Source organism: Acinetobacter calcoaceticus DSM 30006 = CIP 81.8, from assembly GCF_000368965.1.
Taxonomy (GTDB): domain Bacteria; phylum Pseudomonadota; class Gammaproteobacteria; order Pseudomonadales; family Moraxellaceae; genus Acinetobacter; species Acinetobacter calcoaceticus.
This window is the reverse complement of the sequence record NZ_KB849778.1, coordinates 428,159-447,806: the sequence shown is the minus strand read 5'-3', so window position 1 is coordinate 447,806 and position 19,648 is coordinate 428,159. Positions and strand designations below refer to the sequence as shown.

Here is a 19,648-nt window from a genome sequence, read left to right as displayed (position 1 = left end):
TTATCGTAAATTTTTTGCTCATCTCCGTTATATAACAATAAAAACAAAAGGAGATAAAAAATGATGAGACGACTAGCAGCCCCGTTATTATGTAGTAGCTTTTTTTTGTTAATGGCTTGTGGTTCTAATAATACCAATTCAAAAAATCTTGAACAAAAAACCTCTGCTAAAACAGAACAATCTAATTCAGTCAAACAATCTTATCAGGTTGAAACTGTTTCACATTTTGATGAGCCTTGGGCAATAACAAGTTTGCCAGATCAGCGTTTATTAGTGACGGAGCGCCAAGGTAAATTAAAAATTTTTAATCCTAAAAATAAGCAAATGCTGGATGTTTCAGGAATACCTCCAGTGAGTTATGGCGGGCAAGGTGGTTTGGGTGATGTAGCTTTACATCCTAACTTTGCGAAGAACCACTGGATTTATCTGAGCTATGCAACCAAAGGACAAGGTGGGTATGGTGCAGCCATCTCACGTGCAAAATTAGATTTATCCAACCCTAATCAGCCAAAACTTACAGATGTGAAGCAGATCTGGCAGCAAGTACCCAAAGTTTCAGGACAAGGCCATTACGGACATCGCATGGTTTTTGGGGCAGATGGAAAACTTTGGGTGAGTTCAGGCGAACGACAAAAGTTTGACCCTGCCCAAAACATGAAAAGTAACTTGGGTAAAATCTTGCGTTTAAGTGATGACGGCTCAGCGGTCACAGGTAACCCTTTTTATCAGCAAGGCGAGGTAACTGCTGAAATATGGTCACTTGGACATCGTAATCCGTTAGGAATGGCGTTTGACCGCCAAGGACAGCTATGGGTCGTTGAAATGGGCCCGAAAGGCGGTGATGAGCTCAATATTATTACCAAAGGCGAAAATTATGGTTATCCAATCGTTTCAAATGGAGATCATTATTCGGGCCAACCTATTCCAGATCATCACACTCATCCAGAGTTTAAAGCGCCTGAAATTGACTGGACTCCTGTAATCTCTCCGTCGAGTTTGATCATTTATCGCGGTCAGCAATTTCCGGCATGGCAAAATAAGGCTTTAATTGGAGGCTTATCTTCCGAAGCGATTATTGTTGTGGATTTACAGCATAAGCCTGTGAAAGAAGTGCAAAGACTAGATATGAAGCAACGTATTCGTGGTTTACATGAAGCACAAGACGGTTCGATTTGGGTCATTGAAGATGGTTCAAAGGCACGCTTACTTAAGCTGAGTAAGAAAGCATCTTAAGGCGATAAAACCGCCTGTAAATAAAGGCCGTGTCTCATAGATTCAAATTGTAGATTTCTGTGAGACACAATAGACTATAGATAAAAGACGATAAAGCTATTTGAAATGTCAGACACCCATATTCCACTTCCCGAACGCCTACGCCCGAGAGACTTGTCTGAAATTATTGGGCAAGATCATTTATTAGGTGAGAATGCACCACTGCGTCAAATGATTGATCAGGGTCATTTACCTTCTATTATTTTTTGGGGACCGCCGGGAGTTGGTAAAACCACGATTGCTTTGCTGTTGGCTCAGGCGATAGACCGACCGTTTGTGAGCTTATCTGCGCTGAATACTGGTGTAAAAGAATTACGTGAAGTCATTGCAGAAAGTGGTGATTTACTAACACCTGTGGTTTTTATTGATGAAATTCATCGTTTTAATAAATCGCAGCAAGATGCTTTATTGGGTGCAGTTGAAAAAGGTAAAATTACCTTAGTTGGAGCGACCACCGAGAACCCGTCTTTTGAGGTGAATAGTGCGCTTTTATCACGCTGTCAGGTTTATACCTTAAACAGCCTAGACAGTGAAGCGATCCAGACTCTCATTAATAATGCACTTCAAGCCGATAAATTTTTAAAAGAACGCTATATTCATATTGAAGAATACGATGCTCTCATTCAATTCGCTGCAGGAGATGCCCGTAAAGCGCTTAATTTACTTGATCTGATTGCCAGTACATTTGAACCAGAGATTGAAAATACCATTACTAATGCGGTTGTGGTGAAAGTAGCACAGCAAAATATTGCACGTTATGACAAATCTGGGGAACAGCATTACGATTTAGTTTCTGCCTTCATTAAATCGATTCGGGGCAGTGATCCAGATGCAACCCTGTATTGGATGGCACGTATGCTCAAAGGCGGCGAAGATCCGGTTTTTATTGCTAGACGTATGTTGATTGCAGCCTCGGAAGACATTGGAAATTCTAACCCAAATGCATTATTACTTGCAGGTGAGTGCTTCCGTTCTGTACAAGCAGTAGGTATGCCTGAAGCTCGAATTATTCTGGGCCAAACAGCGGTTTATTTAGCGACAAGTGCAAAAAGTAATAGTACCTATTTAGCGATTAATAAGGCCTTGGAACTTGCTGATAAGACTGCAAATTTACCTGTGCCTTTACACTTAAGAAATGCACCAACCAAGCTCATGAAACAACAGGGTTATGGAATTAATTATCTCTATCCTCATGATTACCCAGAGCACTTTGTGCTGCAAGACTATTTGCCGCCTGAGTTAAAGGGGACCAAACTCTATGAGTCTGCGAGAAACAAGCGTGAAGTTGAAGGTGAGCGCCTGCAACAACGTAGATGGCAGCAAGAACAGTAATAACCTATTCGTTGTATCAAGCTACACCTAACGATGATCCTGCTGTTCCAGCTCTTCAGTCACCTGACCATAAATCAGTAGCGTGAACACGCCTGTACCACCAATAATATTGCCAATGGTGGTTGGGATCAGGAAAGTAAACAGATATTTATTAATGGAAGCCTCTCCTTGCCAGACGAGATAGGACATTTCGGTAGAGCCGACTACTACATGGGTAAAGTCACCTAGTCCAATCAGGTAAGTCATGAAAAAGATTAACAAGAATTTATTACTGACTGAGGGCAACATCCAGACCAATGCTGCAATTAATAGCCCTGACATAATACCTTTGAGCATATTCTGGGTTGCAGAAAAGGAACCTACATGATGGGCTAGCTCATCGAGTGCTTGGTCAATACCGGGAGTAAACAGGTGAGTAGTTAGGAAAAATAAACTCGCTAAACCTGTTCCAATCACATTGCATAGAATCACAATCCCCCATAAGCGGCCTACTGCTCGTAATTTATCGAAGGTAAAGGGCTTGAATAAAGGTACAACTGTAGTGATGGTATTCTCGGTAAAGAGTTGCATGTGACCCAAAATAGCGATCAGGAACCCAATGGTATAACCGATATTAGTAATTAAATCGGTCCAGATCGCATCAGTCGGGAGATAAGAAGCAATAATCGCTTTAAATACAAATGAAAAACTGATGACCAAACCTGCGGCAATCCCTGAAAAGATCAGCGCAGCCGTCGGGCGATCCAGTTCCTCGGCACCATCGCGGCGGATAATTTCATAGACCAAACGGGGTGACAGCTTCTCATGTTCTTCAACCGCTATTTTTTCACGCCAACTTAAGGTTTGATCGACTTTTTCTTCCTCTACTTTATGATCCATCAGGTTTACTCCTCACTGAATAAATATTTTATATTTCTAATTTTTATTTATTGTTAAGGCAGTGTTCAGGATAAATCCAGTCTATTCCTAACAGCTTTGTGTGTTTTTTTATAAATCGAATGATGCGGCGTAGCAAAGAAGCAAAAATAATGCATGAACAAGAGCAATTAACCCAGATGCAAAGGAGGATTGAGAGCACTTTGTGCTACAAGACGATTTTCTGCCTGAATTAAAGGGAAGCTATGGGTCTGCAAGAAATAAGCATGAAGTGGAAGGTGGGCGCTTGCAAAAAAATAGATGGTAGCCATACTAGCTAAAGGCGTAGGCTCTCAAGGTGCGAATAAGCGCCATATAATCACCTTGAGAAGCCTTGGAAATTACTGATTCAACTTCTGCCTGAGTCCAGCCTTGTTTTAAGGCCGAGCTGCTAAAGTTAGTTAATAACACCAACGGATTTTCACCAAAATGGATTGGATGATTCATTAATCTCTTTTCAAGCTTAGATATTTCCATAGGTCTACCCTGGTTTTAAATTTAATTATTGTGAAGTGCTTAATGTTTTTTTAGATTTTAGTGTTTAAATTTAGGTTTGTGCAAGTGCTAATTTATTTTAATAGACGAATCTGTCTATATTATTTATTTTCTAAAGTACCTAATGTAAAAAAACCGGGCTAAGACCCGGTTTTTCATGAAGTTTGACTGATTAGATGTCAGATAAATCTACGCCTAAACGAGCAGCAACTTCTTCATAAGCTTCAACAACACCGCCTAAACCTTGACGGAAACGGTCTTTGTCGAGTTTCTTCTTAGAGTCTTTATCCCATAGACGGCAGCCGTCTGGAGAGAACTCATCACCAAGCACGATACGGTCATGGAAAACACCGAATTCAAGCTTGAAGTCCACCAAAATCATGTTGCCTTCAGCAAATAATGCTTTTAATACATCGTTTACTTGGTAAGTTAACACTTTCATTTGCTCTAATTGTTCAGCAGTCGCCCAACCTAAAGCAATCGCTTGAGATTCGTTAACCATTGGGTCGCCTAGACCGTCATCTTTATAGAACAATTCAAATGTAGGAGGAGTTAACTCTTTACCTTCTTCTACACCTAAACGACGGCATAGAGAACCAGCTGCGTAGTTACGAATTACACATTCAACAGGAATCATTTGAAGTTTTTTAACAAGCACTTCAGTTGGAGAAAGCAATTTTTCAAAATGCGTTTCAATACCCGCAGCAGCAAGTTTTTCCATGATGAAGGCGTTAAAAAGGTTGTTCACCTTGCCTTTACGATCTAGCTGTTCGATTTTTTCGCCGTTGAACGCAGAGGCATCATCACGAAAGACTAAAATCAGATGGTCGGCATTGTCTGTTTCATATACAGATTTTGCTTTACCAGTATAGAGCAAGGTTTGTTTTAACATGAGGGAACCTTTTTAAAAAAAATGCCTAGTAAACGACTAGGCTGGCCAATTTTGGTAAATCTGGTTTAACACTTCAGCAGCCACATCTGGACTTGCAAAAGTGTTGTCTACATTAAATAGAGCAAGAGTATGACTTGAGCCAACACCAGTCAGCTTAAGCACATAAGTATTGTCATTTACTTTAATCGTCGCCTGATTGCTGTCTTGAGCGATGATGTTGTAATTTAAAGTACTTAATGTCGCTTTGGCGTATTGCCAGATCTCGGTTGTATTCCCATCAATTTTTAACAATGGGTTTTTATTACCGTCGGTCACAAGCTGAGGGCGTCCAAGCGCAGTCGTCGTTTGAGCAGATGCATCTGCTGTTGCGTTGCCGCCCTGTGTTTGTTCAGGGCGTGGCAATGCAAAACGGTTACCACGCTCGTTTTCAAACTTCGGCGCGTGCTCGATAGCGAGCTGGTCTACAGTTGGGGCAGGATACAAAGGTGTCGCTGGTCGTACAGTTGCATCGGCAGGATACTCAAGCGGGGCAAGTTGCTTGGCATTTTTATAATCTAAAGAGTGATTATTAATTGCGAAGCGACCACAACCAGCTAAACTCAAGGCTGAAACTGCAAGGACTAAACCAAGACGTAATTGCATCATAAATTGCTCTTATTAAATAATTCCCGCATCTTTTAGGGCATTGCGGAGAGGTTCGCGATATTGCTCAGCGAGAGGAGTGAGTGGTAAACGAATACCAGTATCAATCAGTCCCATCTCATGTAGTGCCCATTTCACAGGAATTGGGTTTGATTCGCAAAATAGAATATTGTGTAAATTTGCAATCTTATTGTTAATCGTCTTCGCTTGTTGTTCATCTTTGGCAATCGCAACAGCACATACTTCGCTCATGGCTTTAGGTGCAACATTTGCTGTAACAGAGATATTACCATCTGCACCAAGAAGCATAAGTTCCCATGCAGTTTCATCATCACCTGAGTACACAGCCATCTTGCCGTCTAAAGCATCAATTAAAGCTTTACCACGAGGTACATCACCTGTTGCGTCTTTAATACCGACAATATTAGGGATCTCTGCTAAACGTACAGCTGTATCATTTGCAAGATCTACACCCGTACGGCCAGGTACGTTATAAAGAATAAGTGGTAATTCTACGGCTTCAGCAATCGCTTTATAGTGTTGGTAGAGGCCTTCTTGAGTTGGCTTATTATAATATGGTGTAACAAGTAAGGCTGCATCTGCGCCGAGGTCTTTAGCAGCTTTAGTTAATTCGATTGCTTCACGGGTTGAGTTTGCACCAGTACCGGCAATAATTGGAATACGTTTATTGGCTACACGAATAATTTCTTTAATAACCTGTGTGTGCTCTTCCATGCTCAATGTTGAGGCTTCGCCGGTAGTACCGACGGCTACAATACTGTTTGTACCTTGTTCTATGTGCCACTCAACCAGCTTCTCAAGACCCTTCCAATCTACACCACCATCTTTCAACATTGGTGTGACGATTGCGACGATTGAGCCTTGAATGGTCTGTGCTTGCTGAGTCATTTTTAAAAATATCCTATTTATCCATCCGAATCTGAGGTAAGAAAAACAAAATGTGGGATGGTTGCAGTATTTTGATTGTCCAGTTCTAACAATAACAGATTGTTGAATGACAATTATGCAAATTATGACTGATCAGACGCATAAGAACAATACGCCTAACGGATAATCGCTATGTAAACTTGAGGAAAAGATAGGATGTATTCGTATTGCAGGGGTGAGAAGGGTTCGTAAATATAACAATACAGCTTGATTCAACTGAGCCTTACTTAATATTGGCTTTTTTTATGGCAAGATAGAATGCAATTTTCCCTGTTGGGATTGAAGATGACATGAAAATGAATAAACAACCACAAAATGCGGCTTTAATCGTAGTTGATGTACAAAATGGTTTTACACCGGGTGGAAATTTAGCAGTTGCTGACGCCGACACAATTATTCCAACGATTAACCAACTGGCTGATTGTTTTGAAAATGTTGTTCTAACGCAAGACTGGCACCCAGATAATCATATATCTTTTGCACAAAATCATTCGGGCAAGCAGCCATTTGAAACCATTGAACTTGCCTATGGACCGCAGGTGCTTTGGCCTAAGCATTGCGTACAAGGCACCAAAGATGCCGATTTTCATCCTGATTTAAATATTCCGAAAGCTCAACTCATTATTCGAAAAGGCTTTCATGCCGATATTGATAGTTATTCGGCTTTTATGGAAGCAGATCAGTCCACAATGACTGGTTTAACGGGTTACTTAAAAGAGCGTGGCATTGATACGGTGTATGTGGTTGGAATTGCGACCGACTTTTGTGTGGCATGGACTGCTTTGGATGCAATCAAACAAGGTTTTAAAACTTTAGTGGTTGAAGATGCTTGTAAAGGTATTGATTTAAATGGTTCGTTAGAACAGGCATGGCAAACCATGCAGCAACAAGGTGTTGTCCGTATTCAGTCTACGGATCTGTTGAGTGAGCGCTAAGTCTATTGCTCTAGTATTTTAATTTTTAGGGAACGAAAGTATGTCAGCATTACTGCGCTTTACCCAATTTATTCAAAAAACTTTTGCCTTATGGGTGATTGTTTTTGCAGCATTGGCGCTATGGCAGCCTGAATTTTTTGTCTGGCTGAAAGCTTATATTCCCTGGATTCTGGGCATTATTATGCTTGGTATGGGAATGACCATGACCGTAGACGACTTTAAAGGTGTACTACAAAGTCCTAAAGCGGTGTTGATTGGGGTAGTGGCACAGTTTGTGGTCATGCCGGGTTTAGCATTTGTCTTATGTAAATTATTTCAGTTACCTCCTGAAATCGCGGTTGGTATAATTTTGGTGGGGTGTTGCCCTGGTGGAACGGCTTCGAATGTCATTACCTATATGGCTAAAGGCAATGTGGCTTTATCGGTGGCCTGTACTTCAGTTTCAACACTTTTAGCGCCTATTTTAACTCCAGCAATTTTCTATCTGCTTGCTAGTCAGTGGCTAAAAATTGATGCAGCTTCTATGTTCGTTTCAATTTTACAAGTAGTACTGCTTCCTATTGTAGTTGGTCTGATTTTAAGAACATGGCTCAAGCGTCAGGTCGAGTCCTATATTCAAGTCATGCCTTTAGTTTCAGTGATTGCAATTGTGGCCATTGTGGCAGCCATTATCGGTGGGAGCAAAGCGGCTATTCTACAGTCGGGTTTACTCATTTTAGCCGTAGTGATCTTACATAATGGGCTTGGATATTTATTAGGATTTACAGCAGCACGGTTCTTTAAATTACCTTATGCAGACAGTAAGGCAATTGCGGTTGAGGTGGGCATGCAGAACTCGGGCTTAGGTGTTGCTCTCGCAGCAGTACATTTTGCGGCTTCCCCGATTACGGCAGTGCCAAGTGCTATTTTTAGTCTTTGGCATAATATTTCTGGCCCAGCACTTGCGACTTATTGGGCGAGTAAACACAAACAAGAATAACTGTATAAACAGCATACATTACAAAAGAAGGCCAAACGAATAGTTTGGCCTTTTCATTTAAAGCATATTTTACGGGAGCTAAAGGTAGAACTGGTATGTCTTTTGCTTTGGATTGATGCACTAAAAATAACGTGAATATGAGTATAAATCGCAAAGAAAAATAAGGTATTTCCTAGATGAATCAGATTTTTAAATTATTTATTCCCATGCTCTCAAGCAATTTAATTCTAGTTTTAAGTGGATTGATTGATATTGCTTATGTAGGGCATTTTAGCAATGACCATGTCGCCGCATTATCGGTGACCTTATCTCTATATACAGTGATTTATGTCATTGGTATGGGGATTCTGCAAGGTGTGATCCTCAAGCTCTCGGAAGCTTATGGTTGCCATGACATACCACGTATCCGTCAGATTTTTATTCAAGGCATCTGGCTGATGTTATGTTCGGCATTGATTAGTATTGGCTTGCTTTACTTGTTCCGTGATTTACCAAAATTGTTTGGTGCATCTGAACATGTCATTTCAATTACTAAAAACTGTATTTGGGCTTTGGTATTTATTTTACCTGCGCATTTACTCATGCGTTTATTTACAGCTTTATCTCAGGTCACTGAAAATGCGCATAAGGTTTTACTATCAGATAGCATTTTCTTCATTCTTAAAATTATTTTGTCCTATCTTTTAATTTATGGTGTCGCTTTATTTTCAATTCCGCCACTCGGTGCGATAGGGGCTTTGTTAGCCACTCTCATTGTAAGGTGGTTTATGCTGGCTGTTTATTACCTGTTTTTCTTGGAAAAAGGATACATCTTTATTGAGCATTCCGAACAGTCGGCTGAAGATAGCCGACAAAGTCTGCGGATGATTTTAAAAATAGGGATACCGACCGCGATCTTAGCGTTGATGGATGTCGTTGCATTTTGTTCGGTTGCTATTCTGATTTTGCCTTTTGGAAGCGTGGTGTCAGCAGCCCATCAAATTGTCGCAAGCACCAGCGGATTCATGTTTATTATCCCTTCATCAATTGCCTCGGCTTATAGCATTTTGGTATCGCGATCTATGGGCAGCGGGAACATGGAAGAAGCAAATAAAATTGCCCGACAAAGTATATGGGTGATTATGGCGGTGAGTGGCAGTCTGTCTCTGTGTTTATGGTTGGAGCGGGACTTAATTGTTACGTTCTATTCAGATGATTTGGCCGTACAGATTTTGGCTGCATCCTTGTTGTTGATTGTCTGTATGTTTCATTTTCTAGATGGCTTAATGGCGTTACTGGCCTCTTTATTACGCTGTTGGGATGTGTCGATTTTACCGATGCTAATTTTCTTGGTCGTGGTGTTATTTTTCGGATTAGGCGGTGGTTGGTGGATGGCCTATAAGGGACTGCATTGGCAGAATATCTCGATTTCTGCGATGGGAATTTATGGTTTCTGGTGGATGGCCGCCCTGAGTTATTTAATAGCTTGTGTATTGAGTGCCCTCTGTTTTCATTTTAGAAAGCAATTAAGAGGGTTTTGAGTAAGCAGACAACCATTAAAGCGGATGTTCTGCTAACCAATCTTCAATCTCGTTTTCAGAAATAACCTCAAAACCATGGCGCTGTAAAAGTGCTGTGGTAATCCCAACTCCCGTAATTTTCTCTCCTTGAAAAGTACCGTTATAAATTTTTTGACTACCACAAGAAGGGCTATTTTCTTTTAGGACCACACAGCTTGCTTTTATGTGCTGTGCAATTTCTAAAGTGTGGTGTGCACCTTTTAAATATAAATCTGTTACATCTAAACCAGATGAATCTGTAATCTTTGCTTTGCCATCAAGAACATCTTGTCCTGTACCTCCCACAATTTCTGCGGGTAAGCGCGGAGTGGTAAAACCACCTAATAACTCTGGACAAAGTGCATGAGCTTTTTTATTGAGTAACAGCTGCTTAAGTAAAATATTTAGGCAAGATTTACCGTCATAACGAACAGGTTCGCCAATTAAACATGCACTGACTAGAAGCATAGTTTTCCAAACTCAAAGCAGGTGAGATTTTTGAAGATTAAGAATCATAAACAGAATATGGAATATGACAATTCATTTTAAAAACAGACAAATTAAAAGATTACTAAAATTATGCAATTCATAATTAAGTTATGTATTGCATAATTTAATTGTTTTTAGTAGCATCTGTTTTAAGGTAAATGGCCATTGGAGATCCAACAAGGATGTTGGTCTCCATAAATCTATAAATGATTTTTAGGAAAAGACGATTTTTAAGGGTTTAGTGAAAAATCTCAATCGTACTTTTAGATAAGAAAGGACAGTGTGTATGGAAAACAAACACCAAATGGAACGGGAATTAATCATCAAAAGCTTCACGCTCATCATATCTTCGTTTTAGTGATTCGTTTTTTTCTCATAGGATGCGTTGGGTTAAGGCATTTTGACGGTTCAAAGACCTACCCAATAAATACGTATTCTATAGAGAAAGGAGCTGAATTGATCAGCAATAGAGATAAACGGAACAGGTAATCACCAGAGGGAAACTAGATGGATATTTTAGAGAACCCATTAGAATTATGCGGTTTTGCATTTATTGAGTTTGTTTCAAAAGAAAATGAATTAGATCCAGTTTTTGAAACAATCGGCTTTTCAAAAGTAGCCAAGCATAAATCGAAAGAAGCGTACTTATGGCGTCAAGGAAATATCAATATTATCCTGAATTATCAGCCAGAATCTTATGCTTCATTCTTCTTTAATGAACATGGTCCATCGGCTTGTGCGATGGGCTTTAAAACACGTGATGCAGCAAAAGCTTTCCAGAAAGCAGTAGAGCTTGGTGCTGAACCGATGTATTCAAAAGTTGGGCCAATGGAGCTCAACATTCCGGCAATTAAAGGTATTGGTGGCATGCCAATCTTTTTAGTTGACCGCGATATTTATGAAAACGATTTTGTTTTCTTTGATGATGCCCAAAGACATCCAGTGGGTGCAGGCTTAAACGAAATTGACCATTTAACTCATAATGTCTACAAAGGCCGTATGGAGTATTGGGCAAACTTCTATGAAAAAATCTTTAACTTCCAAGAAATTCGCTACTTTGATATTAAAGGCGAATATACAGGCTTAACGTCTAAAGCATTAACAGCGCCAGACGGCATGATCCGTATTCCATTAAACGAAGATTCGGACAAAGGAAACGGCCAAATTGTAGAGTTCCTGTCTGATTTTAATGGCGAAGGGATTCAGCATATCGCGTTTATTTGTGATGACTTAATTTCGACTTGGGATAAGTTAAAAGGCCTTGGTCTGAAATTTATGACACCACCGCCAAATACTTATTATGAAATGCTACCAGAGCGTTTACCTGAGCATGGTGAGCCGACTGAAGAGTTAAAACAGCGTGGTATTTTGCTAGACGGCAATACTAAAGATGGTCAGAAGAAACTGTTATTGCAAATTTTCTCTGAAAACATGATTGGTCCAGTCTTCTTCGAATTTATTCAACGTAAAGATGATGATGGCTTTGGTGAAGGTAACTTCAAGGCATTATTTGAGTCAATTGAACGTGATCAGATTCGCCGTGGTGTTTTAGAAACTAAATAAGCTAAGCTTTATTCCTGATCTAAAAAAACCAAGAGTTTGATCTCTTGGTTTTTTTATGGCTGTTGATTAGCGACTTTTAATATATTGATTGATGAGTTTCACTTCATTTTTTAAGATTTCAATCGTTTTACTGTGAGGGTCGACTGGCAAAAACATTTCGCTATCTAGGGCGACAATACAAAATTCAATGCTCTGGTTTGAGTTAAACACAGGTAAACCCACCGCATTAATTCCTGTCAGTAAGTCACCTTTCGCTGCCGACATTTCTTGCTGGCGAATCGTTTCTTTAAGCTCTGTAAACGCTTGCCAGTTTTGTGGTGCGATGTGCAGACCAAGCTCTTGATGTTTTTGCCATTCTGTTTCCATTAATGGACGAAAAAAATGCTCAGGAAGGTAAGAAGCAAATAAACGTCCCGCAGCAGAATTAACTAAAGGCATGATCGAGCCGACTTTGGTGACAATCGAAATAGGGTGGTTAGATTCAATAGATTGAACAACTACAGGGCCTTTAGGCGACCATTTACTGATTTGTATGCCGCAACCAATTTTGTTTTGTAGGTCGTAAATTAAATGCTGTACCAGTTGTAGGGTGTCGCTATGCTGAACACAGTTTAGACCTAAGCGCCATGCTTGATCGCCCAAAGCGTATTGGCCATCATCAAGTTGTTTTGCATATTCCATGCGAATAAGACTAACGAGATAGCGGTGTACCTTCGCAGGATGCATTTCTAGCTTACTGGACAGATCTTTGAGAATAATAGGTTGATTGTGCTCTAAAAGGGCATTTAGTACAGATAAACCGACTTCAAGTGATTGAACCCCCCCAGATACTTTTTCTTCAATCATTTAAATACCCTTAATAAAGTTACTTCAGTTGTTAAACAGTGATGTTCAAAACATAAATTGAAATTGCTGCGTTTTACATCATGCCTGAGCCTAGTGAGAAATAGAAATCACCTTTTTCTATTAGCGAAATTGGCATGTTTAATAATCAACAATTTTCTAAAATCACCATGCTCTCATTTATAGCGCGATTTTCTAGAAATTTAGTAGTTTTAAATAATATAAATCGGCATTGATATAGAGCTGTTTTTAACAATTCTAATCAATGCCGACTTTTTAGATCGATCTTTTAAAATTAGGTTCCTAACTCTTCTTCATGCAAGAAATGTGTGTGGTGAGGAGCGCGTTTAGTTTTGCTCCATTGCTCAAGCATTTCTGCTTTCATTTCTTCAGTAATTTTTGCAATTTTTTCTTCAGCACGCACATCGTTATAGGTAAGTTCTAAACGGTGGCCATTTGGGTCAAAGAAATAAATTGAGTGGAAAATACCATGATTGGTTACACCCAAAACTTTCACACCATTTTCTTCTAAATGTTGCTTCGCAGCCATCAGTGCATTTACATCTTCGACTTCAAAAGCAATATGCTGTACCCATTGAGGCGTATTTTCGTCTCGGCCCATTTCTGGTTGAGTTGGCAATTCAAAAAATGCCAAAACGTTGCCTTGACCTGCATCTAAGAATAAATGCATATATGGGTCAAAAGCTTTAGTGGAAGGCACATGGTCTTCAGCAAAAGCTAAAATGAAGTCCATGTTGAGCATTTTTTTATACCACTCAACAGTCTCTTTCGCATCCTTACAACGATATGCAACGTGATGTATTTTTTTAATGGCAAATGTCATATTAAAACTCCTTTTTACTATTCCCAATCTGGTTGTTGTTCTGGCGCCGCGTTATAAAAGGCTGGGATAGACAAACAATGGTGATAAATCGATTCAATTTTTGGAAACGCAGATAAATCAATCTTGAAGCGTTTCGCGTTGTAAACCTGTGGAATCAGACAGCAATCGGCAATTGTTGCTTCGTGTCCAAAGCAAAATTGGCCATTCGAATTTTGTAGTTGCTGTTCCAGATTTTGAAAACCTTCAAGAATCCAGTGCTGATACCAATAATTTTTTTGCTCATCTGAAACATTTAACTCATTTTTTAAATATTTCAGAATGCGCAGGTTATTTAATGGGTGCATATCACAGGCAATAGCTTGTGCAAAAGCACGGACTTTGGCACGTTCTTGCACATCTCTTGGGAGTAATTTGGTTTCTGGATATTGTTCATCCAGATATTCCAAAATACTTAACGATTGAGACAAGGTTAAATCGCCATCAATTAAAGTCGGGACCAGAGCACTAGGGTTTAACTTTAAATAGTCTTCGCTTTGCTGTTCGTTTTTTACTAGATGTACCGGAACAGTTTCATAAGCTAAACCTTTAATGTTTAGACCAATCCGTACTCTGTAGGCTGCAGAGCTACGAAAGTAACTATACAGCTTCATAGTCAGGCTCCGAAGTTTCTGCAAAATTGAACGTTAATGCAGGAAGAACTGTATTTTTCACCTCACCAAAGCCGACACGGATTCCATTTTTTTCACAGTGACCTTTCATAATGAGCGTATCGCCGTCTTGTAAGAAACCACGAGTTTCACCGTTGGCAAGTGTCAGAGGTTTGGTTGTATTCCATGTAAGCTCAAGCAAACTGCCATACGAATCTGGTGTAGAACCTGAAATCGTTCCTGAACCCATTAAGTCACCAACCTGAACATTACAACCAGCAATGGTATGGTGGGTGAGTTGTTGAGACATAGACCAATACATATATTTAAAATTGGTTTTACAGATCACGTCAGTTTGTGTCGATTTCGGGCTTTGAATTTCAACACTCAAATTAATGTCGTAACTATTAGCGACATTTTCTTGTAAATAGCCGATTGGCTTCGGGTCTTGTTTCGGGCCTTCAACTTTAAATGGTTCAAGTGCTTCAAGCGTCACCACCCAAGGTGAAATCGAACTGGCAAAAGTTTTAGCGTTAAAAGGACCGAGTGGAACATATTCCCATTGCTGGATATCGCGTGCTGACCAGTCATTGAGCAATACCATTCCAAAAATATGATCCCAAGCATTTTCAATCGCGATAGGCTGACCGAGCTGCGTTGGTTTACCCACAATAAATGCCGTTTCAAGTTCAAAATCGAGTTTACGTGTTGCTGAGAAAACTGGACGTTCTTCATTTGGAAGTTTAATTTGTCCAGATGGACGCACGACTTGAGTGCCACTGACTACAACAGAGCTAGCACGACCGTTATAACCGACAGGTAATTCGGTCCAGTTTGGAAGCAAGGCATTTTTTGGGTCGCGGAACATACAACCCACATTAGTCGCATGTTCTTTAGAAGAATAGAAATCGGTGTAACCAGGTACTTGAACAGGTAAATGCAAAGTAACGCTGTCTTGTTTAACCAATACTTCCTGACGTAACGCTTCATTTTGTTGAAGCGTTAAATTATCAGCCGAGAGAAGAGACTGTAGTGTCTTACGCACTTTTGACCAGTTTGCTTTGCCAGACTCAATAAATTTATTCAGGGTCGGTTGATTAAAGTAGGTGTCTTGTTCTGAAAGTTTTAAAAGGCCATGCTTTTCAAGAGCAGCGAGATCAATGACCCAATCACCAATAGCTACACCGACTTGGCGTTCGCTTTCGGTAGTTCTGCTAAAAATACCATACGGTAAATTATGAATAGTGAAATCTGATTGAGGTGAAACTTCAATAAAAGAATTTAGGTTTTGTTCCATTTTCGCGTCCTTGTCTTTATCTCGGGTCATATACAAATAAAAATTCGGTCTAGGACTGAGCTACTCGATAAGTTTTTAACCTTTGCTGAGAGCATCTTTTGTCTTATGAGTTTGATATAGACCGAGCACAACCAATTGCTTCATGTCTCTATAATACTGAATTCATCAAATTACGCAATACATAATTTAATTACACATTTCATAATAATTGTCATTTCTTGTATTTTCTGTTTTCATTCGCGGTCATGAGAAAAGTCACGCAATTATTTTTTCATGAATCTCTATGAAAGTTTGATTAATTTATGATATACGTAATTTATTGGAAAAAAATTACGTGACAAGGATGAGAATAATCATATGTCAGCACAAGAGCAAGGAAACCTGAAACACGGTTTGAGTAATCGGCACATCCAACTTATTGCATTGGGTGGGGCGATTGGCACAGGGCTTTTTCTTGGTATATCACAATCGATTAAATTAGCAGGTCCATCGGTCATCCTTGGCTATGCAATTGCAGGATTTATTGCTTTTTTAATGATGCGTCAGCTTGGTGAGATGGTGGTTGAAGAGCCAGTAAGTGGGTCTTTTAGTCATTTTGCCTACAAATACTGGGGGCCATTTGCTGGGTTCATGTCTGGATGGAATTACTGGGTACTGAATGTCCTCGTCTGTATGGCAGAATTGAGTGCGATTGGTCTTTATATTCAATATTGGTGGCCGCAAATTCCAACGTGGGCATCTGCTTTAACCTTCTTTGTCTTAATCAACGGCATTAATTTGCTGCATGTTAAGTTTTTTGGCGAAATGGAATTCTGGTTTTCTATTGTCAAAATCTTGGCAATTCTGGCAATGATTGGTTTTGGTTCATATTTACTAGCAACTGGTACAGCCGGTCCGCAAGCCAGCATCAGCAACCTTTGGGCACTCGGTGGCTTTTTCCCATTTGGCGTTGAAGGCTTAGTGATGGCAATGGCGGTCATTATTTTTGCTTTTGGTGGTATCGAACTTTTTGGTATTACTGCGGCGGAAGCACGTGATCCGGATAAAACCTTACCTAAAGCCGTGAATCAAATTATCTACCGTATTTTGATTTTCTATATTGCGACACTTTTTATTTTATTCTCGCTATTCCCGTGGAACCAGATGGCTGAAGGCGGTAGTCCATTTGTGATGGTCTTTGCTTCTTTAGATAGCCAAGGCATTGCAACGTTGCTGAACTTTGTGATTTTGACTGCTGCGGTTTCAGTTTATAACGGGACGAGTTATTGCAGTAGCCGTATGCTATTGGGCCTTGCACAACAAGGTAATGCACCAAAAGCATTTGCACATATTAATAAACGCGGTATTCCAACCAATGCAGTGATTCTTTCTGCTGCGGTGACTATTTTATGTGTGCTGTTAAATTACATTTTCCCTGAAAAAGCATTTGGTTTGCTCATGATGTTGGTTGTAGCAGCCATTGTGATTAACTGGGTTGTGATTTCATGGACACATTTAAAATTCCGTAAATACACGCAAAGCCAAGGTCAAACTACAAAGTTCCCAAGCTTTATGTATCCATTTAGCAACTATCTTTGCATCGTGTTTATGTTGGGCATTTTAGTTGTAATGTCTTTAACACCAGACATGCGTATTGCAGTCATGATGATTCCTGGATGGATTCTATGTTTAATGGTGGCTTATCAATTTAAACGTCGTAAGCTGAAAGCAGAGCAACCTGTGCCCGCACTTGAAGCTGATTTGTAAGATTGATTCAACCATAAAAGGACGTATCTCATACGTCCTTTTTTATTTTTAAAATTTAGCAACAGAAAGTAAAAGATTTTATTATTGTTATAATATAACATTTCTTGAATTTAATGATGAGCATCTTTCCTATTATTGGTGAAGATAGAGCATATTTATGAAGCGTTATTTAGGTTTACTTTTATTATCTCTCACAGCGTGTAGTACCCAGACACCCAAGCCAACGATTCCTTTGCAACCGCAGTCCAAGTTGCCTCAACCTTCAAAGATAGTCAGCAAAATAAAGCCACAACCTCAGGATTATATTGCATGGTTAGCATCCGCTGATCACGGACAGTCTGTACAGGCTTACAAGCAATTCCTGCAAAAAAATGGCCTTGCTACTTTAATTCCAGACCATGAATTATTACGTTCAGCCCGAGATTGGCAAAAATGTGGAGTAGAACCCTATGCAGTGCCTCCACGCGAGATTTGGCCCAATATCGTTCCGACACTCAGCATCTTAAAAGCATTGGTTGACGATGGGGTAATAAACGATTTTGAAGTGACATCGGTTTATCGAGCTTTATCTCTAAACCGCTGTGCTGGTGGTGCGGATGCTTCTCGACATGTCTTTAATGCAGCGCTGGATTTTCGAATTGGGCCAGAACAGCCGAGTGACTTAGACCAGTTCAATATTCAACAAAGCAAAACCAAAATTTGTCAGTTCTGGGCAACCAAAGGGTAAGCACTCAAGATGGGATTGGGGGTGTATGCCTCGGGACAAATTCATATTGATAGCCAAGGTTTTAGAGCTTGGGGGCCTGATCACCACTATAAAACGTCAATGTGTCAGGGTTTTTAAAAGCAAATTTTTCAAAGACTAAGTGAATTGGCTTAAATAAAACTGGAATAAAAACTTGATCAATAGTTATGTTATAACATAACATTAATGTGGTTTAGAGTAGAAACACCTGCCATCTGATCATATTTAATGGTTAGTCATGATTAGTTTTAAATATTATTCAAAGAGAACAAGCCATGCGAACTGCAATCGCCAACTCATTTGCCAAACTTCCTGTCACTGTTTTATCTGGCTTTTTGGGTGCAGGAAAGACCACGTTACTTAACCATATTTTAAATAATCGCGAAGGTCGCCGTATTGCCGTGATTGTGAATGATATGTCTGAAGTCAATATTGATGCGGCATTAGTACGCGAAGGTGGGGCGGAGCTTTCAAGAACAGATGAAAAGCTGGTTGAAATGAGTAATGGCTGTATCTGCTGTACGCTACGAGAAGATTTATTGGTTGAGGTGAGACGTTTAGCCGACGAAGGCCGTTTTGACCAATTGGTGATTGAGTCAACAGGCATTTCAGAACCATTGCCTGTTGCAGAAACCTTTACTTTTGAAGACGAAAATGGAAATTCTTTAAATGAGTTTGCTCGACTCGATACTATGGTCACGGTGGTCGATGCTTTTAACTTTCTTAAAGATTACGGTTCAGTCGATTCACTGCAGCAACGTGGAGAGTCGCTAGGCGAACAAGATGAACGAACTGTGGTTGATCTTCTTATCGATCAGATTGAGTTTTGTGATGTGATTGTGCTGAATAAAATTGATTTGATTGATCAAGCTCAGCAAGAGCAACTCATCGCAATTTTAAAAACTCTAAACCCGCGTGCCCGAATTGAAATTGCTCAATTTGGAAAGATTGCTTTAGATAAAATTTTAAATACACAATTATTCGATTTTGATGAAGCTGCACAAGCGCCGGGGTGGTTAAAAGAATTGCGTGGTGAGCATACGCCAGAGACCGAAGAGTATGGAATCAGTAGCTTTGTTTACCGTGCGCGTCGACCTTTTCATCCAGAGCGTTTTTATGATTTAGTACAGGCTGAATGGCCGGGAGTCGTCCGTTCCAAAGGCTTTTTCTGGTTGGCTGCCGAACCGACATTGGCTTATTCATGGTCGCAAGCGGGCGCAATGGCTCGACACGGCTTAGCAGGTTATTGGTGGGCCGCCGTTGCAGAAGAAGACTGGCCGAGTGATTTAGACAGCATCGAACAAATTAAAAAGGTTTGGGACGCTCAAACAGGTGATGCACGTCAGGAGCTGGTTCTCATTGGTATGCAAATGGATGAGCAAGCTTTGATAGAAAGATTAGACCATTGTTTATTAAGTGATGAAGAAATGGCTTTAGGTCCACAAGTTTGGCAGAGCTGGTCGAATCCTTTTAAGCAAGAAGATGAAACTATGTTGATCGCTTAATTAAATAAGCCCCTATTTTAA

18 protein-coding genes and 2 pseudogenes are annotated in these 19,648 nt (G+C 40.0%); 10 read left to right on the top strand and 10 right to left on the bottom strand.

The genetic code is table 11. The features are described 5' to 3' along the window. Positions 1-60: 60 nt before the first annotated feature. A complete protein-coding gene (locus F936_RS02185) occupies positions 61-1,233 on the top strand; it encodes a PQQ-dependent sugar dehydrogenase (RefSeq protein ID WP_005044410.1) in 1,173 nt (390 codons plus the stop codon). Positions 1,234-1,338: 105 nt separating this feature from the next. Continuing rightward, a complete protein-coding gene (locus F936_RS02180) occupies positions 1,339-2,604 on the top strand; it encodes a replication-associated recombination protein A (RefSeq protein WP_003654262.1) in 1,266 nt (421 codons plus the stop codon). Between the two features lie 27 nt (positions 2,605-2,631). Here the strand turns inward: F936_RS02180 and F936_RS02175 are convergent, their stop codons facing one another. Then, on the bottom strand, positions 2,632-3,483 hold the full coding sequence (locus F936_RS02175) for a formate/nitrite transporter family protein (protein WP_003654260.1): 852 nt from the start codon (positions 3,481-3,483) through the stop codon (positions 2,632-2,634). Positions 3,484-3,676: 193 nt separating this feature from the next. Between F936_RS02175 and F936_RS19645 the strand changes: the two are divergent. After that, positions 3,677-3,787 (top strand): annotated as a pseudogene (locus tag F936_RS19645) (hypothetical protein); the annotation flags it as partial. Between the two features lie 5 nt (positions 3,788-3,792). Here F936_RS19645 and F936_RS02170 read toward each other — a convergent pair. The 4 genes from F936_RS02170 to dapA form a co-directional block, all read right to left on the bottom strand. Continuing rightward, positions 3,793-3,996 (bottom strand): hypothetical protein, encoded by a 204-nt coding sequence (locus F936_RS02170; protein ID WP_003654257.1) that lies wholly within the window; start codon positions 3,994-3,996, stop codon positions 3,793-3,795. A gap of 190 nt (positions 3,997-4,186) precedes the next feature. Then, on the bottom strand, positions 4,187-4,906 hold the full coding sequence (gene purC, locus F936_RS02165; protein WP_003654255.1) for a phosphoribosylaminoimidazolesuccinocarboxamide synthase: 720 nt from the start codon (positions 4,904-4,906) through the stop codon (positions 4,187-4,189). Positions 4,907-4,942: 36 nt separating this feature from the next. After that, entirely contained in the window at positions 4,943-5,548 is a 606-nt protein-coding gene (locus F936_RS02160; protein ID WP_003654252.1) for a hypothetical protein, read from the bottom strand. Between the two features lie 15 nt (positions 5,549-5,563). Further along, positions 5,564-6,457: a 4-hydroxy-tetrahydrodipicolinate synthase gene (gene dapA, locus F936_RS02155; RefSeq protein WP_003654250.1), complete on the bottom strand. Its 894-nt coding sequence runs from the start codon at positions 6,455-6,457 to the stop codon at positions 5,564-5,566. A gap of 329 nt (positions 6,458-6,786) precedes the next feature. Between dapA and pncA the strand changes: the two genes are divergently transcribed. From pncA to F936_RS02140, 3 genes are all read left to right on the top strand, one after another. Next, entirely contained in the window at positions 6,787-7,431 is a 645-nt protein-coding gene (gene pncA, locus F936_RS02150; protein WP_005044407.1) for a bifunctional nicotinamidase/pyrazinamidase, read from the top strand. Between the two features lie 40 nt (positions 7,432-7,471). After that, complete coding sequence (locus F936_RS02145; RefSeq protein ID WP_005044404.1) at positions 7,472-8,410, top strand: bile acid:sodium symporter family protein; 939 nt, start codon at positions 7,472-7,474, stop codon at positions 8,408-8,410. Between the two features lie 176 nt (positions 8,411-8,586). Next, positions 8,587-9,930, top strand: coding sequence for an MATE family efflux transporter (locus F936_RS02140; RefSeq protein WP_005044402.1), 1,344 nt, complete (start codon positions 8,587-8,589; stop codon positions 9,928-9,930). Between the two features lie 15 nt (positions 9,931-9,945). Here the strand turns inward: F936_RS02140 and F936_RS02135 are convergent, their stop codons facing one another. Further along, complete coding sequence (locus F936_RS02135) at positions 9,946-10,416, bottom strand: 2-thiouracil desulfurase family protein (protein WP_005044400.1); 471 nt, start codon at positions 10,414-10,416, stop codon at positions 9,946-9,948. A 528-nt stretch (positions 10,417-10,944) separates the two neighbouring features. Between F936_RS02135 and hppD the strand changes: the two genes are divergently transcribed. After that, positions 10,945-12,000 carry a 4-hydroxyphenylpyruvate dioxygenase gene (hppD, locus tag F936_RS02130; protein ID WP_005044396.1) on the top strand — a complete coding sequence of 352 codons (1,056 nt, stop codon included), beginning with the start codon at positions 10,945-10,947 and terminating at the stop codon, positions 11,998-12,000. Positions 12,001-12,066: 66 nt separating this feature from the next. Here hppD and F936_RS02125 read toward each other — a convergent pair whose 3' ends face one another. The 4 genes from F936_RS02125 to fahA all read right to left on the bottom strand — a co-directional run bounded on the left by F936_RS02125 (position 12,067) and on the right by fahA (position 15,631). After that, a complete protein-coding gene (locus F936_RS02125; protein WP_005044395.1) occupies positions 12,067-12,846 on the bottom strand; it encodes an IclR family transcriptional regulator in 780 nt (259 codons plus the stop codon). Positions 12,847-13,138: 292 nt separating this feature from the next. After that, complete coding sequence (locus F936_RS02120; RefSeq protein ID WP_005044392.1) at positions 13,139-13,687, bottom strand: VOC family protein; 549 nt, start codon at positions 13,685-13,687, stop codon at positions 13,139-13,141. Between the two features lie 17 nt (positions 13,688-13,704). Further along, the gene (gene maiA / locus F936_RS02115) at positions 13,705-14,337 is read right to left on the bottom strand and encodes a maleylacetoacetate isomerase (RefSeq protein ID WP_005044391.1); all 633 of its coding nucleotides are present in this window, start codon (positions 14,335-14,337) and stop codon (positions 13,705-13,707) included. Then, entirely contained in the window at positions 14,324-15,631 is a 1,308-nt protein-coding gene (fahA, locus tag F936_RS02110; RefSeq protein WP_005044388.1) for a fumarylacetoacetase, read from the bottom strand. The genes maiA and fahA overlap by 14 nt, the downstream gene beginning before the upstream one ends. A 357-nt stretch (positions 15,632-15,988) precedes the next feature. Here fahA and F936_RS02105 point away from each other — a divergent pair, with 357 nt between their 5' ends. From F936_RS02105 to zigA, 3 genes and pseudogenes are all read left to right on the top strand, one after another. Then, entirely contained in the window at positions 15,989-17,377 is a 1,389-nt protein-coding gene (locus F936_RS02105) for an amino acid permease (protein ID WP_003654228.1), read from the top strand. 157 nt (positions 17,378-17,534) lie between these two features. Next, positions 17,535-18,221, top strand: a pseudogene (gene zrlA, locus F936_RS02100) (D-Ala-D-Ala carboxypeptidase ZrlA). Between the two features lie 176 nt (positions 18,222-18,397). Next, a complete protein-coding gene (zigA, locus tag F936_RS02095; protein ID WP_005044382.1) occupies positions 18,398-19,627 on the top strand; it encodes a zinc metallochaperone GTPase ZigA in 1,230 nt (409 codons plus the stop codon). Positions 19,628-19,648 lie beyond the last annotated feature (21 nt).

Excerpts from the sequence above, each read along its gene's own strand:
- zigA (WP_005044382.1), top strand. The coding sequence starts at position 18,398 with ATGCGAACTGCAATCGCCAACTCATTTGCCAAACTTCCTGTCACTGTT.
- pncA (WP_005044407.1), top strand. The coding sequence starts at position 6,787 with ATGAAAATGAATAAACAACCACAAAATGCGGCTTTAATCGTAGTTGAT.
- F936_RS02180 (WP_003654262.1), top strand. The coding sequence starts at position 1,339 with ATGTCAGACACCCATATTCCACTTCCCGAACGCCTACGCCCGAGAGAC.
- F936_RS02105 (WP_003654228.1), top strand. The coding sequence starts at position 15,989 with ATGTCAGCACAAGAGCAAGGAAACCTGAAACACGGTTTGAGTAATCGG.
- fahA (WP_005044388.1), bottom strand. The coding sequence starts at position 15,631 with ATGGAACAAAACCTAAATTCTTTTATTGAAGTTTCACCTCAATCAGAT.
- F936_RS02160 (WP_003654252.1), bottom strand. The coding sequence starts at position 5,548 with ATGCAATTACGTCTTGGTTTAGTCCTTGCAGTTTCAGCCTTGAGTTTA.
- purC (WP_003654255.1), bottom strand. The coding sequence starts at position 4,906 with ATGTTAAAACAAACCTTGCTCTATACTGGTAAAGCAAAATCTGTATAT.
- F936_RS02185 (WP_005044410.1), top strand. The coding sequence starts at position 61 with ATGATGAGACGACTAGCAGCCCCGTTATTATGTAGTAGCTTTTTTTTG.
- F936_RS02120 (WP_005044392.1), bottom strand. The coding sequence starts at position 13,687 with ATGACATTTGCCATTAAAAAAATACATCACGTTGCATATCGTTGTAAG.
- F936_RS02125 (WP_005044395.1), bottom strand. The coding sequence starts at position 12,846 with ATGATTGAAGAAAAAGTATCTGGGGGGGTTCAATCACTTGAAGTCGGT.
- F936_RS02135 (WP_005044400.1), bottom strand. The coding sequence starts at position 10,416 with ATGCTTCTAGTCAGTGCATGTTTAATTGGCGAACCTGTTCGTTATGAC.
- F936_RS02175 (WP_003654260.1), bottom strand. The coding sequence starts at position 3,483 with ATGGATCATAAAGTAGAGGAAGAAAAAGTCGATCAAACCTTAAGTTGG.
- dapA (WP_003654250.1), bottom strand. The coding sequence starts at position 6,457 with ATGACTCAGCAAGCACAGACCATTCAAGGCTCAATCGTCGCAATCGTC.
- F936_RS02170 (WP_003654257.1), bottom strand. The coding sequence starts at position 3,996 with ATGGAAATATCTAAGCTTGAAAAGAGATTAATGAATCATCCAATCCAT.
- maiA (WP_005044391.1), bottom strand. The coding sequence starts at position 14,337 with ATGAAGCTGTATAGTTACTTTCGTAGCTCTGCAGCCTACAGAGTACGG.
- F936_RS02145 (WP_005044404.1), top strand. The coding sequence starts at position 7,472 with ATGTCAGCATTACTGCGCTTTACCCAATTTATTCAAAAAACTTTTGCC.
- F936_RS02140 (WP_005044402.1), top strand. The coding sequence starts at position 8,587 with ATGAATCAGATTTTTAAATTATTTATTCCCATGCTCTCAAGCAATTTA.
- hppD (WP_005044396.1), top strand. The coding sequence starts at position 10,945 with ATGGATATTTTAGAGAACCCATTAGAATTATGCGGTTTTGCATTTATT.